This window comes from Sporofaciens musculi (genome assembly GCF_009830285.1).
Lineage (GTDB): Bacteria > Bacillota > Clostridia > Lachnospirales > Lachnospiraceae > Sporofaciens > Sporofaciens musculi.
The window spans coordinates 585,603-600,599 of sequence record NZ_WUQX01000001.1 but is presented as its reverse complement, the minus strand read 5'-3'; the positions used below and the strand labels follow the sequence as shown (position 1 = coordinate 600,599).

14 protein-coding genes are annotated in these 14,997 nt (G+C 43.6%); 1 reads left to right on the top strand and 13 read right to left on the bottom strand.

What is annotated here, in order from left to right; translation table 11 throughout:
• Position 1: 1 nt before the first annotated feature.
• From GN277_RS03005 to GN277_RS02960, 10 genes are read right to left on the bottom strand one after another with little or no spacing between them, the layout of a single operon-like run.
• Positions 2-580, bottom strand: a complete 579-nt coding sequence (locus GN277_RS03005) for a prepilin peptidase (protein WP_159749720.1) — start codon at positions 578-580, stop codon at positions 2-4.
• Positions 581-593: 13 nt separating this feature from the next.
• Positions 594-1,229 carry a hypothetical protein gene (locus GN277_RS03000; protein ID WP_159749718.1) on the bottom strand — a complete coding sequence of 212 codons (636 nt, stop codon included), beginning with the start codon at positions 1,227-1,229 and terminating at the stop codon, positions 594-596.
• A gap of 48 nt (positions 1,230-1,277) precedes the next feature.
• Complete coding sequence (locus GN277_RS02995; RefSeq protein ID WP_159749716.1) at positions 1,278-1,817, bottom strand: DUF5702 domain-containing protein; 540 nt, start codon at positions 1,815-1,817, stop codon at positions 1,278-1,280.
• On the bottom strand, positions 1,796-3,937 hold the full coding sequence (locus GN277_RS02990; RefSeq protein WP_159749714.1) for a hypothetical protein: 2,142 nt from the start codon (positions 3,935-3,937) through the stop codon (positions 1,796-1,798). Before GN277_RS02990 ends, GN277_RS02995 begins: the two co-directional genes overlap by 22 nt.
• A gap of 14 nt (positions 3,938-3,951) precedes the next feature.
• A complete protein-coding gene (locus GN277_RS02985; RefSeq protein ID WP_159749712.1) occupies positions 3,952-4,647 on the bottom strand; it encodes a hypothetical protein in 696 nt (231 codons plus the stop codon).
• Between the two features lie 9 nt (positions 4,648-4,656).
• Positions 4,657-4,914: a Flp1 family type IVb pilin gene (locus tag GN277_RS02980; RefSeq protein ID WP_159749710.1), complete on the bottom strand. Its 258-nt coding sequence runs from the start codon at positions 4,912-4,914 to the stop codon at positions 4,657-4,659.
• Positions 4,915-4,960: 46 nt separating this feature from the next.
• On the bottom strand, positions 4,961-5,830 hold the full coding sequence (locus tag GN277_RS02975) for a type II secretion system F family protein (protein ID WP_159749708.1): 870 nt from the start codon (positions 5,828-5,830) through the stop codon (positions 4,961-4,963).
• A 12-nt stretch (positions 5,831-5,842) separates the two neighbouring features.
• Positions 5,843-6,640 carry a type II secretion system F family protein gene (locus GN277_RS02970; RefSeq protein ID WP_159749706.1) on the bottom strand — a complete coding sequence of 266 codons (798 nt, stop codon included), beginning with the start codon at positions 6,638-6,640 and terminating at the stop codon, positions 5,843-5,845.
• A 2-nt stretch (positions 6,641-6,642) separates the two neighbouring features.
• A complete protein-coding gene (locus GN277_RS02965) occupies positions 6,643-7,896 on the bottom strand; it encodes a CpaF family protein (RefSeq protein ID WP_159749704.1) in 1,254 nt (417 codons plus the stop codon).
• Between the two features lie 12 nt (positions 7,897-7,908).
• The gene (locus tag GN277_RS02960) at positions 7,909-8,973 is read right to left on the bottom strand and encodes a P-loop NTPase family protein (RefSeq protein WP_159749703.1); all 1,065 of its coding nucleotides are present in this window, start codon (positions 8,971-8,973) and stop codon (positions 7,909-7,911) included.
• 119 nt (positions 8,974-9,092) lie between these two features.
• Here GN277_RS02960 and GN277_RS02955 point away from each other — a divergent pair, with 119 nt between their 5' ends.
• Positions 9,093-9,398, top strand: coding sequence for a helix-turn-helix domain-containing protein (locus GN277_RS02955; RefSeq protein ID WP_159749701.1), 306 nt, complete (start codon positions 9,093-9,095; stop codon positions 9,396-9,398).
• A gap of 97 nt (positions 9,399-9,495) precedes the next feature.
• On the opposite strand, the gene GN277_RS02950 is transcribed toward GN277_RS02955, so the two are convergent.
• The 3 genes from GN277_RS02950 to GN277_RS02940 form a co-directional block, all read right to left on the bottom strand.
• Positions 9,496-12,447, bottom strand: coding sequence for a WD40 repeat domain-containing serine/threonine protein kinase (locus tag GN277_RS02950; RefSeq protein WP_159749699.1), 2,952 nt, complete (start codon positions 12,445-12,447; stop codon positions 9,496-9,498).
• Between the two features lie 15 nt (positions 12,448-12,462).
• A complete protein-coding gene (locus GN277_RS02945) occupies positions 12,463-12,618 on the bottom strand; it encodes a hypothetical protein (protein ID WP_159749697.1) in 156 nt (51 codons plus the stop codon).
• 152 nt (positions 12,619-12,770) lie between these two features.
• Positions 12,771-14,978 (bottom strand): leucine-rich repeat domain-containing protein, encoded by a 2,208-nt coding sequence (locus GN277_RS02940; protein ID WP_159749695.1) that lies wholly within the window; start codon positions 14,976-14,978, stop codon positions 12,771-12,773.
• Positions 14,979-14,997: the final 19 nt, after the last annotated feature.

The following is a 14,997-nucleotide window of genomic DNA, read 5'->3' as shown; positions in this document are numbered from 1 at the left end:
GCTACATACCGAGCACCATTGTCAGCATTGTTCCGACAAATATAAACGGGGCAAACGGTATCTCCTCCTTCAGTTTTATTTTCTTGAGCAGCAGCATCGAAATACTGTAGACCGCGCCGGACAACGCTGACAGAAAAGCGACTGACATGATACTGCCGCTTCCCACATAGCACCCGATTACCGCAAAAAGCTTTACATCTCCCATCCCTACGCCGCCTTTGGAAATAAAATGAGCCAGCAGAAACATGCCTCCGCCAAGCAGCGCCCCCATTCCGATGGAAAGCAGCATGGCAGTCCCAAGCCCCGGATACGTCAGCCATTCCGGAATAAACAGGATTCCTCTTATTACCATCAGCGCCTTCAATATCTTGTTTGGGATGCGCTTACTGTCATGGTCAATCCATGCAATGAGAAACAGCGCGGCAAACAGGATTAGATAACGCAATATCTTCCAGACGCTATAGGAAAAGGCAAACCATTCTACCGTTAGACCAACGCCTGCCGCCAGAATAAAGAGCGTACCTACCTTAAACCGCTTATTTTCCCATTGCTCGATAAACCATGCCTTTCCCTTCTCCATATCTCACATCCCCTTACCATATCAGCGTATAAGCACACTGGCAGAATTCATGTTGTCCAAAATCAAACTCCGGAAAAAGGATGTTTTTCATAGTATAATTAACCACAATCTTAACTGTTCCTTTTCCCTCCGTATGATCAAGACACTTTGTATGAGAGAACTTTAGTCCGGACAATCCGTCTATAATACCAATATTTTTTAGAAATTCGTCCGGATTATCCGTCATAAGGGAAAGCTCATTCTTAATATTATTCCTCGTCAGCATACCGACGCCTGTTGTTATTGCCATCTGCTGGCCTTTATTCTTCACCAGGCTGAACACACTGTCCACAAGCCCGTCCATATTGATATTGCTGACCTCATTTACAAAACCATCTACCGAGCTTGTCGCCTTCTCTACCGTTACCTTAAGCTCCTCACTTTTCCTGTTGGTTTCCTGGATTCTGTCGCTAATCTCTGCTTTTGTCAGCACGTAACTGTATGTGGATATCTGTTTGGCAGTCTGAGTTACTGCGTGGTGGATTAACATTTCTGCCTGTACGAACCTTGCCGCATTAATCAACGTGCAGAATGCCATGAGAAACGGAATCAGAAACAGCAGCGCTTCTACAGTTAAGGAGCCTTTATCTTTGTAGCCATCTTCTGTCATTTTTCTATATACCTCATATTTTATATGTTTCGCAAGCAGATATGCAGGTCAATAGCCCAGTATACTCTGATAAGAAATCGTATAGGTATCGTCTGGAAATCCCCATGTACTGTTCTCTCCCCAATCTGATATCTTGCGCATGAACGTTGTCCTGGAGCTGACCTTCGCCTGCACCGCAATCATGGTATACCCTTCCAGCAAATTAGCATCAGGCTGATTGGCCTGGATACAATCTGCAATTCTTCCAAGGATACCGGCTTTATTCCCTGTAAGTATGGATATATTGAGGAAAACTCTCAAATACTCAGAATAATCTAACGTTAGCCCTTTATCCGTACTGCTGCCTCCATGGGGAAGGGTAGCCCACGTATTTTTATTTTTCACAACGGCAACGCCATATCCTTGCTTTATCTTGTTGATATCGTCCGCGGTCTCTACCCCTGCAAAACCAAGTAAAATCACAACCTTCACAATCGGCTCCAGATAGGGAGCCGCACTGGTAATAATACTCGCTGCGCTGCCCGCTATATTTCCAATCGTCGTATCTGTAAAAGCGAAAAAAAGAATTAAAAAGCAGCCGGATTCCAAAAAATCATCATAACTGTATTTTTTATGTTTTCCTTAGACGTATCCTTCCCCCACAGAATATACTCGCCCTCCGCCTGATAGGCGGCATGATTGGACAGCTTATAGCCGCTGATTCCGATAATGTCTTCCTGTGCCCTTTCTTGTCCGTCCTCCTTATTTACCGTATAATAAGAGAACATCTGCATGGCATATTCGGCAATATATAGATTCTCTAAGCCTTTTGTCACAATTTCATCTACTTTATCCAGAAAAGATGTGGCGGCATCAATAGATTCTCCGAATTTATCTATTGAATTACGTCTGGCTGAAGAATTACCTACGTCTCCTGCCGCGTCTAAATCCGCCGCTTTGTCATTGGCCTGGGAAGCTGCATTTTCCACCTGGGAGGAGGGCCGCACGTTTACGGTACTCCAGCTAAAATCCGGATATTCGTCCGCCTTTTTCGCATCTTCGCCGGCCGTCTTACTTTGCTCTAAACGGCTGTTTGCCTCCTGCTTTTCCTTTGAGTCTCCGGAATTCGATTCTTTGCAGTATTCCTGAAGCCTTTTGTAAAAAGGATGCTCGCTGATTGATTTGGAACTCCCCGCGCTGTTTATATCTGCATGCTCGTATTTTACAATATACTTCTCTGACCATATCTTTTTTATCGCATAAAACGTTTCATAACCGCTTGTTTTCATTCCCGAAAGACATGTGCCTGCAGCCCTCTTATAACATTCGCTTTGCTCTGGGGCAGATGTTGTGGCGATAGATTTGTCACAGAATTTTTCTTCTTCAAGCACGCCCTTTAATTTCTTAAAATACTCCTGATTTGTCCGCACATCTTCCATCAGGCTCTCTAACTGGCTAGAATCGGCTGCCCCATTTCCATCGTCAAAAAATTTCCTGTATTTCTCTACCTCTGCGTCCATACTCTCTGTATTACTTCCGGCATTTTTTAATTCACGGTTTGCCCTATCCCATTCTGCAAATTTCGTTTTCGCTTTTTCTAATTCCTTCTTTACATCCTTTAATCTGTCGTATGCTGTCTTTGCCGCTTGTTCGGCGCCCTTCGCGCTGTTCCAATATACATTCAACGCCTGATAATGCGAGTCTATACAAGCATTGGCATGAGTAAGCAGTAAGCTCGGATAATCTTTGATTCTTTTCAGTTCCCTCTCATAATCGGTTTTTAATTTCTCAAGGCTTCCCGAATCTGTTCCTGTGTTATCCGTATCTTCCCCTTGGTCTGCCTGATTATTGCTTTCCAGCAATTTCCCGATTCCACCCATATCATCAATCGTATTCTTGTACTTCATACAGGTAAGATAGGCGTTATAAGTCCCTTCATCCAGAGGATTCGCCAAATCTACATACTTTACATTCAAAAGGAACACCTCTGTCGAAGCTTTCATATCGCCTGTCTCCAACTGCGAAAGCCTCTCATCATATTTAAGCGCTCCTTCCCTCAACAGTAACGCCAGCGCGGCAACATACTTATAGTCCTCCTCTGTCTGTGCCAATTCTTTTTCTATTTTCTGGGATTCAAGACTATTGATTACCCCATCTAACGTATCTAACGCTTCTTTTGCTTTTTGAAACTTATCCTGGCAGTCCTCCATGGCTTTTCCGAATTCCATCTGCTTTTTCATAGCTTCCGCCATTTTTTTCGTATTTTTTAGTTCTTTTAATTTATCTACCACCAATTCCGTCAGACATACAGGCGCTCTGTACTTCATGTACTCAAGAATCTGCTGCTTCTCTACTTCCGTCTGATAGATTTCAGAGCCTTGGACATTAATGGTTTTAAAATTTTCTGTTAATAAATCCAGAATCTTCTTATAGCCGTCCGTTCCGTCAAGTCCTGTGCCGTTGAGCGATCCGTCAAAATACTTTTTAAGCTCATCCTTCATACTTTCCGGCGATTGCTTCATTACCAACAATCCATATTCGTCATGCAGTTCCTCATTATACTGTGCCAGACCTGCATTCATCGCCATCTCTCCGGCATCGGAGATTACCACCTTCGACATGCTGATACGCGCCGCGTCTGTGGTCATTCCCCCGAATATCAGCACGGGAACAAGTATAATTGTTAAAAATACAGATATTGTCCCTCTGCTCTTATAAAAAAACTTCAATGCACTTCCTCCCGCTAAAGTATCAGATCAAGAACTTTATTTGTTTTTTCCCAAAATTTATCATAATTGTCTGCAAGTCCAAATTTCTTCATAATATAGGAGACAAAGTCAGCCGCCAGGTCTACGCTCCTGACAAATTCACTTGGATTTACCGAATAATTATAAGCGGCAACACGCAGGGTCATTCCCTGATGATAGCCCAGATACTTTAAAACCCCTGGCACCGGAAGGGAATGTGTAATCGTTACCTCTACATCTGTTCCAAGAAAGCCTCTGTCCACCTGTATCTGGGGATTGCTGATATTTCCAAGCACAATAAGCGTTGATTCCCTCACCCCATCCGAGAACCGAGACTCATAATCTAATCTTGGGCCGTCTGAAAAAAGCCTGCCAATCCCTCTGTATAAACTTCTCAAATTACTGTGATAGGCTTCATAATAGGAATTAACCGTATCTGAAGACGGAATGTTATCTTCTCCCCAAGAAAAATCAATCTCATTATCGCTGCCCATACCGAATTTTTCATATCCCAGATATGCTTCTTCGCGGGAGACGACTGCCGCTGCTCTCTGAGCCTCATACATTAACAAATATTCCTGCATATTGAATAATGCAAGATATAATAAAGCCATCACGGTACAGAGTACAAGCGGCATGTAGATGGACGCTTCAACCATGATGGCGCCGTTTTCATTTTTTATTTTTTTCATTTTTTTAATTTAAGGCGCTGTATTAATAAAATTGGTCAGTTTTGCAAACACCGATTCGACCGCTGTTCGTAACTGCTCCTGAAATACTCCACCTATTATGATTACAATCACAATCAACACAACCACAGCCACCATATTGGAGTCCCCTTCTTCGTCCTCCACAAACTTCTCTATAAACCGGTTCTTCCATGTACAGTATGCGCTTCCCATCCTGTCTGCTACATTCATTTCCCATGCCAAATATGCATCCTCTAATTTTTCTCTCATCGTATCTTCTCCTTTTTTCTTTAAAGTCAACTGATCTCCCATTTGCTTACAGATTCATTCCCATAAATGCAGGCACCATAACCATAATCAGAATCCCGATAAAAATCATGGTCGTAGGAATCAAAAGCTTTGATTTTGCAGCCTCGCCCTTTCGTCTTACCAGGTGCTTCTTTTCTTCCCACATCTCATCCGACAGCTCTTTCAAAAAATATGCCTCCTCCCGATTTCCTCTCAGTTTGTTCTGAATGATTGTAGAAGTAAATCTCCGGACTTCCTTAATTGAACACCTGTCGGCAAAATTCATATACGCTTCAAGCTCATCTTTCCCATTCTGCGTCTCTGCTACCACCTCCCTCATCTCCCTGTAAAGTACCCGTTCGCTTGTTTCCGCTACCTTCTTCCATGCATTGAGTGTAGTCATTCCGGCATTGACGAGCAGCGTCAGCTTAGAAAGCATCTGGGGCAGATCCGCCAATAATTCATCCCGACGTGCATTAAGCTTGTCATTCAGCAGTTCTTCCACATACCACATTACCAGGCCCGCAAGAACTACCCCTAGAAACGCCGCCATAGGAGAATTCCCCAATGCGCCGATTAATACCAGGAATACCAATACCGTAAAACCGTACGTCCACTTCGCGCCATTCATTACGTAGAAATAATACTCCGCATACATCTTTCCCTGAACCTGTGCAATTTCCTTAATTCGTTTCCTCGCCTTCTTACTTTTACTGTCAATCTTCAAAATCTTCATCAACGCCAGTCCAATACAGAACAATTCCGGATATTTATACTGATTTTTATCAATGGTCTGTACCAGGGGCTGAAACACGCTCTCATATTTTACTGCCAGAACCATCCATACAAAGACCAAAACCGTTGCAAGAACCAATATTACTATTCTGCCTATCTCCATATCCCACCTGCCTTATATCTTAATATCCATAATCTTTCTTCCCATTGCATATGCCAGACCAAATATCCCTATACAGACAATCTTGACCATAACCGCTGAAACCGTATTAGCACCCGCCATTCCACTCCCCATTCCTCTAAGCATCAACACCACGATTACCGGCATCACCATCATAATATTCAACTCGTTCTTAGAACCAGATATCATTGTCTCAATCTCCATCTCCACCTCAATCTTGTCATTGATAATCTCTCTGGTATCTGACACAATCTGTTTCATATCACTTCCACCTCGGCTGCAGCTCTCGAACACATTTGCAAAACTCATAACATCCTCCAACATACTCCGATCTGCAAAATCCAGAAGAAGTTTTTCTATCGTAATGTTGTTCTTTAAACCGGTACATATTATCTCTACCTCATGGACAATATCCGCATCCTCCCCATAGATAGAAACCATATCATTTACCGACTCCTCAAATGCTCCTACTGTGTTCTTTCCCGCGGAATATGCAGACGTCAGCGATTCAAGTAAATCCCTAAACTGTGAACGCAGTTCACCAAGCTGCTTCTTTTTCTTATACTCGCAATAATGCTTTGGCATTAGTCTCGCGCCTATCATTCCTCCGGCAAACGCCACAATCGTACTGTTAAAAAAAGCAAACAGCACAACAAATCCCACGGCAAATCCAAGCGCCCATGCAATCAGAACATCCGTCTTTGTCATATGATAGACATGGTAATCTTTCCCGTTTCCCATTAAACCGCGCAGTTCTACATATTCTTCCGCCTGTTTTTTCTTCCGCCCCATAACTATATAACCTCATTTATACCTGCTAATCTCAATTTGTTATCATTTTTAAAAGGATTCTCTGTCCGCACCAGCCTGCCGGACACTTTTTCCAGAGTAGAATGTTCATCTTCCACAAACCGGTAAATGGAATTCACCTGAATCTTCCCCTCCTTATATCCTGTAATCTCACTAATCTCCATGGTCTTCCTGGTCTTATCCCGAAGACGCGACAGATGGATGATAATATCCACTGCGGAGGCAATCTGCTGACGGATGGCTTCTAACGGAAGCCCTTCGGCGCCTTGCAGTACCATGGTTTCCAGACGGCTTAACATATCCTTTGTACTGTTGGCATGGCCGGTACTTAGGGAGCCGTCATGTCCTGTATTCATAGCCTGAAGCATGTCCAACGCCTCGCCGCCCCGCACCTCGCCTACGATAATCCTCTCCGGCCTCATTCTAAGAGAGGATTTGATAAGTTCGCGGATGGTAACCGCGCCGCTTCCTGATGTGTTGGCGTTTCTCGTTTCCATTCTGACCAGGTTATCAATCCCCTCTATCTGAAGTTCCGCAGAGTCTTCGATGGTAATCACACGTTCGTCGCGGGGGATAAAATGAGAAACCGCATTCAAAAACGTGGTCTTTCCGGAACCTGTACCGCCGGAAATGAAGATATTATACTTTGCCTTCACGAGCAGTCCCAGCACATGGGCGACCTCCTTTGTTATAGAGCCATATTTTAATAACTGTTCAATGGTCATCGGATCTTTTGAAAATTTACGGATGGTGACCGTAGCGCCATTAAGAGCAATCGGCGGAAGAACCACATTGACACGGGAACCGTTCGGCAGCCTTGTATCCACAATCGGATTCGCCTGGTTCACTTCCCGTCCCGCCTGACCGACTATTTTCTGGATAATATTTTCCAACTGTTCCTCATCCTCGAAGGTCTGCTCAATCTTTGACAGTTCTCCTGCTTTTTCCACAAATATATTCTTTGGCCCGTTAATCATAATCTCTGTAATCTTCTCATCTTCTATAATGGAATCCAGCGGCCCCAACCCGCGGATCGAATTGAAAACACTCTTTCTGATATCTGCCCGTTCTGCAATGGTCATGTATTCGTCATGAATCGCCTCCATCGTCAGACGGACAATTAATTCATCCAGCCCATCGTCATCCATGGTATTCAGATTATATTTCTCAAAAATGTCCTTTTTTATTTTTTTTATGACTTGTAATTTTTCTCCTCTGTCATTTCCTTCTCCTGACATTTCGCTTAAACATCAGATTGCCCCTAGAAGCTCCGTTCCTGCAACTTCCCTGACCACCCCTTTCCCGTCTACTCCCTGAAACCGATTTATCCCGCCCAGAACCAAGACGGCGGATGTCTTAATCGGCTCGCTAAGCTTTGCACTGTATCGATTATAAAGAAGGCGGGTTTTACCAAGAATATCCCCTCCCTGTCTCTGCTCTAACACACGGGCAGCTTCGCAGAAGCGTTCAAATTTTCCGTTTCCGGCAGCTGTATCGCCTCCGTCCGCCACATAGATAATCTTCTGCGCATAATCCTTCATCAGCATAACCATCCGCTCTGTCAACTCGCCGGAAATGTCAATCACTAATTCTTCATATTTGCCAGTCTGTGAAATTCCCTGTATCAGAAGCCTTATCTCCTCGTCTGTTAATTCAAACATATCATATGCATTTCTGCATGAATGGAAAAACTCCACTCCCGACGGGTCACATTCTGCCACACTCTCTATTTTCATCAAAAGATTGCCTTTTCTGCTTTTCAATGCAAAGATTATGTCCGAAAAACTCAATTTCCCTTCTCCGCTGAAATAAAGTCCACAGTCCCCGAATTTCTCAAGGTTCAGATAGAAAACCCTATTTTTTTCCTCCGCCCTCCTTAACGCATATGCCGCCGCTACCGTGGAGGTTCCGCTGCCTCCCTGTACAGATGTAAACAATACAGTCTTAATGTCTCCCTCGCTCTTTTTCAGTTTTACGTCCGACGTTCCCTCTGCATATAATCCGGCAATCCTCTTATAGATTGCTTCAACTCTCTGGTACTTACAAACAGCCGGCAATCCTTCGATTTCTTCCACATCCGATATGTCGCTTAGATATCCGGCAATCACTTTGTCAGGTATCATCTCCTTCTTAATTTTTATACTTTGGTCAAATAAAATCACATCCATATGCGCCGTTTTCAAATTCTGATACAGGGTATCTTCATTTGTAAACATTGCCAACTCAATCTTTTCCGGATATTTTTGTTGGAATATTTTGGAGAGACGGCTCATAAACTCTATATTAGAAGCTAAAATTGCTGCTTTGATTCTCATTAGATTTCCCCTCTCTCAGTTATCATCGTTATTATTATACGCTTTATCGTAGTAAGTTGCAATATTAATTCCCGTATAATTCAAATATATATATTCATTTCTGGAGGTGATGGCTAACTATGGATATATTAGATAAAATTACTCAGTTCCGCATGGAACGCAATTGGACAGAATATCAATTGGCTGAAAAATCCGGACTGACACAGTCAACAATTTCTTCATGGTACCGTAAACATATGCTTCCCACTATTCCTTCTCTCATGAAAATATGCGATGCGTTTGGAATCACATTATCTCAATTTTTCCTCGAAGATGGTGATAATGTGATTCTTATTAGTGAGCAGCAGCGGCAACTGCTGCATCACGCCGCAAAGCTGAGTCCGCAGCAATATGAAGCGTTACTGCATTTTCTGAAACTGATATAAACTCTAAATGCTAAGGACTCCCATGTTTTTGATTCTTAGTTTCTGTAAAGCCAGGCGGCGACAGCCTCAAAAACGTGCTGTCCTGCCTGGTTATTCTCTAACGAAACTCATTTGCCATACGAATCAGCTCATCCACATTATAAATCCCCGATTCCCGTACACTTCCTGACGGATAATCAAAAATTAACTTATCTCCTATTACGTCGCACAGATGGGGCAGCTCTGCCAGCACTTCACATTTCTTATTAAGCAGTTGGCCTGACCGATATCCGTCCGCCGTGATATACTGTGCTACGATATAATCCCCTGCTTTTTCCACATAGGTAAGATAGGTGTCTTTTTTTAAACGGGCAAGTTCCTTTCCCGTTTTCACATCATATACCGTCGGCGTTCCATGCAGAGGCGACTCAATCCGCAAATTATCCACCAGGAACTCCTCATCCAAATTCTCTGCCGACATTTCTGCGGATTCCTCCCGAAGCAAAGCGCCATCCTTAGCCGAATAGATGTCTGCCTTACCATTATCATATGTGACTTCCAAATAAGACATTCCATCCTCTCTGATAAATTGCTGATCCAGAACATGCTTGGAATCTGGGAGCATTACCTCCTTGAGCACCGTTCCCTCGCGGTCATAGATACGGAAATTCTGGTAAGAAAACAACATAACCGTCTCACCATCCGAACTTACTCTAGCCTCCCTGTGGTCATACTCTGGGTCATAAGTAAACCTCTCTGCTTTTGGATTTTCTTCATACTGCATGATACGAAGTATGGGTCTGTCCATGCTTCCAATTACTGCTGTTCCATTAGCCATACACACTAAATCGCTTTGATATTCTTTCTTGTAACAGGAGGTCTGACGGGCATTTTTATCAAAAAAAGTTATCTCCTTATCTGATGTTACAACCGTATCCTCCCCACTTACGACAAAACGCAGAATATCTTCACCCATAGTCACTACTGGAATCTGCTCTCCTGTAACTGGATTAATTTTTACCAAAATATTTTCTGACTGAACATAGACGCCGCTTCCATCTGCCTGTAAGCCAAAGGCATTTTCCGAACGGAATCCTCCTGCTTCTTCCCCTTTCTCAGTATCAATTACAGCAAACACGGATTTCTCCTTGCCTGCTGCCAGAAATGCAAAATATTTTTCTGAAAATCCACCCTCAAAGTGTGTGTACCCAGAATCTTTCCCGTAGATAACCAGGTCATTCTCAGGCCCTTTCAGACTAAATATCTGAAGTGAACCGTCCTCAAAGCTTACACCCAGCAAAGCTCCATCGTGATTCAGGGCAAAAAGATTGTCTTTGATACCAATATTCTGGCATCTCCCTCCAAAATCAATTCTCTGCTTCACCTCTCCCGTCTCAGCGTCATATACTGTGGCAGACGAATCTCCGTCGAAAATTCCGGCAACACATTTCCCGTCTGCGGAAACACTTATCGCCGTGGCCTTATCTCCCTTCCACAAGTCGCGGCCCGCCTTGATATCATAGGCTGTCATACCGCTATTCCCCGCATATATCAAAGTATCGTTATTCAAGTATTTTATCTGTGATATGGGTGAGGAATCCGTGGGAAGTTCTGCAAGTATCTCTGTATTTTCTGTATCAAAGACTACGACCGTCTGTCCGCATAACGCGGCTCCTGTTTTTCCAGTCGGAGATATCTCCATATAGATTGGGGAGGAAGGCAGTTCTATGGTTCTATATATTTTATAACTGTCTGACAGATCGTATACCCCTAATGACTCTGTGAGAACCTTCTGTATCCCAGGGACATACTGTGGCAGCCATTGCTCCGAGGATTCAGATATTACTTGGAGGGCGTCCTCCAACGCTTCCTCCACATCTCCTCTTTCTAACGCCGCCTGTGAATATTCTGTACGTTTCAGCCAGTTCTCCATCATCTGTATTCGCTTTAATCCTATAAAAGCCAAAAGCCCGCCTATTACAAAAAACGTGGGAAACAGAATCGCGGCTGCACGTCGCCGTCTTTTCCACCGACGAATACGCGGGTCATTTTCCCGAAGATTCAGGAAATCCCGTTTCATTTCCTGGGCTGTCTGATAACGCAGGTCACGGTTGGGATTCATCGCCTTTGAGATGATTCTCACAATCTGAGGGTTAAAGTGTTCTTCGGATAGCCGTTCAACTTCTGTTGCATTTTTCTTTGGACGTTTCCCGCTGAGCAGATGGTATAATGTTGCACCAACGCTATAGATATCTGAACGGACATCCGGAGTTATGAGCCGCCTTTCGGATATACCCGCAGAATGATAATATCCTGGCGTGCCTGATGGAGCACCTGATAAACTCCCATCGAATTCTCCTGCCATCGTCAATGCCTCGGTATCCTCAGTCGCTGTCAAACCTCCTTCTGAAAGCATGGTCTGCGTCAGGTCAGTTTCTTCTTCTGAAAGCATAGTCTGCGTCAAATCAGTTTCTTCTTCTGCAGGCATGGTCTGTGTCAGGTCATCTCCTGCATACGCCGAAGAAAAATCTTGTCCATAATGCTCTGGGGATGCATATCCGGCGCTGAAGCCAATCACGTTTTTTTCTCCTAATGCTCCGGAAATATTAAAATCAATCAGACAAATATCACCATTGGGAGTTCGCATAAGATTCGCCGGCTTGATATCGCTGTGAACATATCCTTTGGGCGGCTCGCCGTGTATGGGAGTATGTAAATAAGCAAGCGCATCTAAAAGCTGAATCGCCCATCGGATAATCTGTGCCTGGGAAAATACTTCTCCTCTTTTTAATGCTTTATCAAGACTCTCCCCCTCTATAAAATCCATAGCAGTATAAATATTTCCATCTTCTATGAAAAAATCATAGACTCTTGGAATGTGGGGATGGCTTAATTCCTTCAGGATATCAACCTCTCGGCGCACCAACTCCTGACTGGCAGTAATCCTGCTTTTGTATGCCTTTAATACCACCTTTTTATTTAGCCGGAGATGCTCGGCAAGGTAGACATTGCCTCCGCTTCCTGAGCCAAGTTTTCTTATAATCTTGTATGTTGAATCCATCTGTGACATATTACCTGTCTCCTGCTATTTTTCTCTTTTTCCGTATTCTTCGTCCATTTGCACATTCATGTGAATCCATTTGATGTGAGAAACCGTAAAATATATGGCTCCTGCTATCACTGAACATGCGGCAATAACGATTCCTCCGTAAAATAAGACTTCATTTGTCAGCCAGCTCATAGTTTATATCAAATCCTTTTCTGCTTATTACTATTTATTATCGTTAATATTATACGATATTATTTCAAATTTCGCAATCTTTTCTTCTAAATTAAAACTGCCGTTGTAAAGAACTAACGCTCTTTTACAACGACAGTTTTTCTAATATTTTTTTATTGTGCAGAACGCTTTCTTAAAATGACCGTTACTCCAATACCTGCCGCAAACATAGCCGCCAGTACCCACAATATGATGGACGCCTGATCTCCTGTCTTTGGAGAAACCAAAGCCTTTGAACCATTTGTTCCATTCGCTGTTCCGTTAGCAGTCCCTTTTCCTGTCGTGTTGCTTCCTGCTGTACCATTTGTTCCTGTGTTTGAGCCTTTCGCCAATACGGTCAGCTCTGTATCAACAGAAGCATAGGTATAATTCAGCGTGACTCTATGCTTTCCCACAGAAAGCGTATCCAGATATTTTGTGGTAAAGGTCAGAATGGTTGAACCTTCTCTCAGCGTATAATTACTTTTATCCACTACTTGGCCGTCCATCATTACATTAACGAAATCCTTCAAATCTCCTGTACAGGTAATCGTTACTCCATCGCCGCTGCCGATGATGTATGTATTGTCCGTTACCTCCGGCACGATTCTAAGTCCCTCTGGCGCAGGATTGTCTGTTTCCTGCGCAACAAATGAAAAGCTGTTCTCCCTGGCATAAGTCTGCGCTGCAGAACCTGACGCTCCGTAAATCGTAAAATCTGACATCTTTTCACTACTATCGCCTGCCACACGGGCATTTCTTACTGCCTGCGCCGCTTCCTTTGTCTTATAGCCTAACGCTTTTTCCCCGATTTCTGTCACGCTGTCCGGAATCACGATGGAAGTCATGGACACACAGTCGTGGAAGGCAAAGTCTCCGATATTGGTTACTGTTTCCGGTATTTTGATTTCCTTTAGATTCTTATCGCCGTAAAATGCATATCCAGCGATTCCAAGAGTTCCGTTTTTCGCTTCTATCACTGTATCAGAGGGCATATCTCCTTTATAGTCGTAGAGTACGTTTCCGGCGTATACAATACCGTCCGCCTGGCTGTTGTACCATGCTGTTTCATACAATGCAAATCCGCCTATCTTATCAAGAGTATCGGGAATATTCACTTTACTCAGCGCAGTACAGTTTCTAAAGGCGCCATATTCCATTTCTGTTATGTTTTTAGGGATATCGATCTCACTTAAATTCACATTTAAAGCATAGGCGCTCTCACCGATTTTTTTAATATTATCTCCAAAGGTCACCGCCGTCAGATTACAATATCCAAATGCAAAATCCGATATATATGCCAGTTTATTTCCAACTGTCACAGAACTTAGATTCTGGCAGCCCCAGAATCCGTAATCTCCAATGCTCGTGACCGACTCCGGTATCTCAATTTTTTCAAGACCGCTGAAGTAAAAAGCTCCCTCTCCGATACTTACAAGACTGCTTGGTAACGTGATTCCTTTCAGGCTCCTGCAATATTCAAAAGCATAGTCGCCAATGCTGACGGTACTGTCAGGCAATATCACTTCTTTTAAATTCCCGCAGTTTCTGAACACCCCGCTCTCAATGACAGAAAGGCTCTGCGGTATCTGAATCGTTAGAAGACCTGTTCTTTCAAACGCCCATCCTTCCAAAGAAGTCAGCTTATCTCCCAAGGTCACAGATGTTAATTCGTCACATCCTCTAAAAGCGCTGTTTCCTATTTCCTGTACAGACGAACAATCTATCTCTGTAAGAGCACATCCAAAAAAGGCGCTGCCGCCAATCTTTTTTAACTGGCTGTCAGCCGGAATAATTACTTTTTCCAGATTGTTACATTTATAAAACGACATATACTGCAGCTCCGTAACCGTAGCGGGAAGCTCCACCTGGGTCACATCTTGATTGCTGCCAAATGCAGACTGGCCAATACTGCTTATACTTTTGCCGTCTATTGTATCCGGAATTTCTACTTGGCCTCCTGCTCCGCTGTATTTGGTGATTTCTACAGTACCGCCGTCCAAAACCTGATACTCGTAATCCCCGAAAGTACCCTCCGCTTGTTCTACGGCTTTTGCATCTTTTTCTGTCTCTGTCTTTTCCTCATCATCTTCCTTCTTCTCTTGACTTCCTTCTGTCACTTCCGGCGGCTCTGCATCGGAAATTTTCGTCTCATCCTCTGTTCCTGTCTGGATCTCGCCGCCTTCTGCGTCCGTATTTTTTTTTACAGCCTCGCCTTTTGCCGTCTCCACAGGACCGTTATCCTCCGCATACGCAACTGTGCTGCCGGAAAATATTACAGACAGACACATCATGGCAGTAAGCAGCCAGGCAACCGCCCGCTTCTCAAATTTTGTAACCATATCTTCCTCCTTTACACTT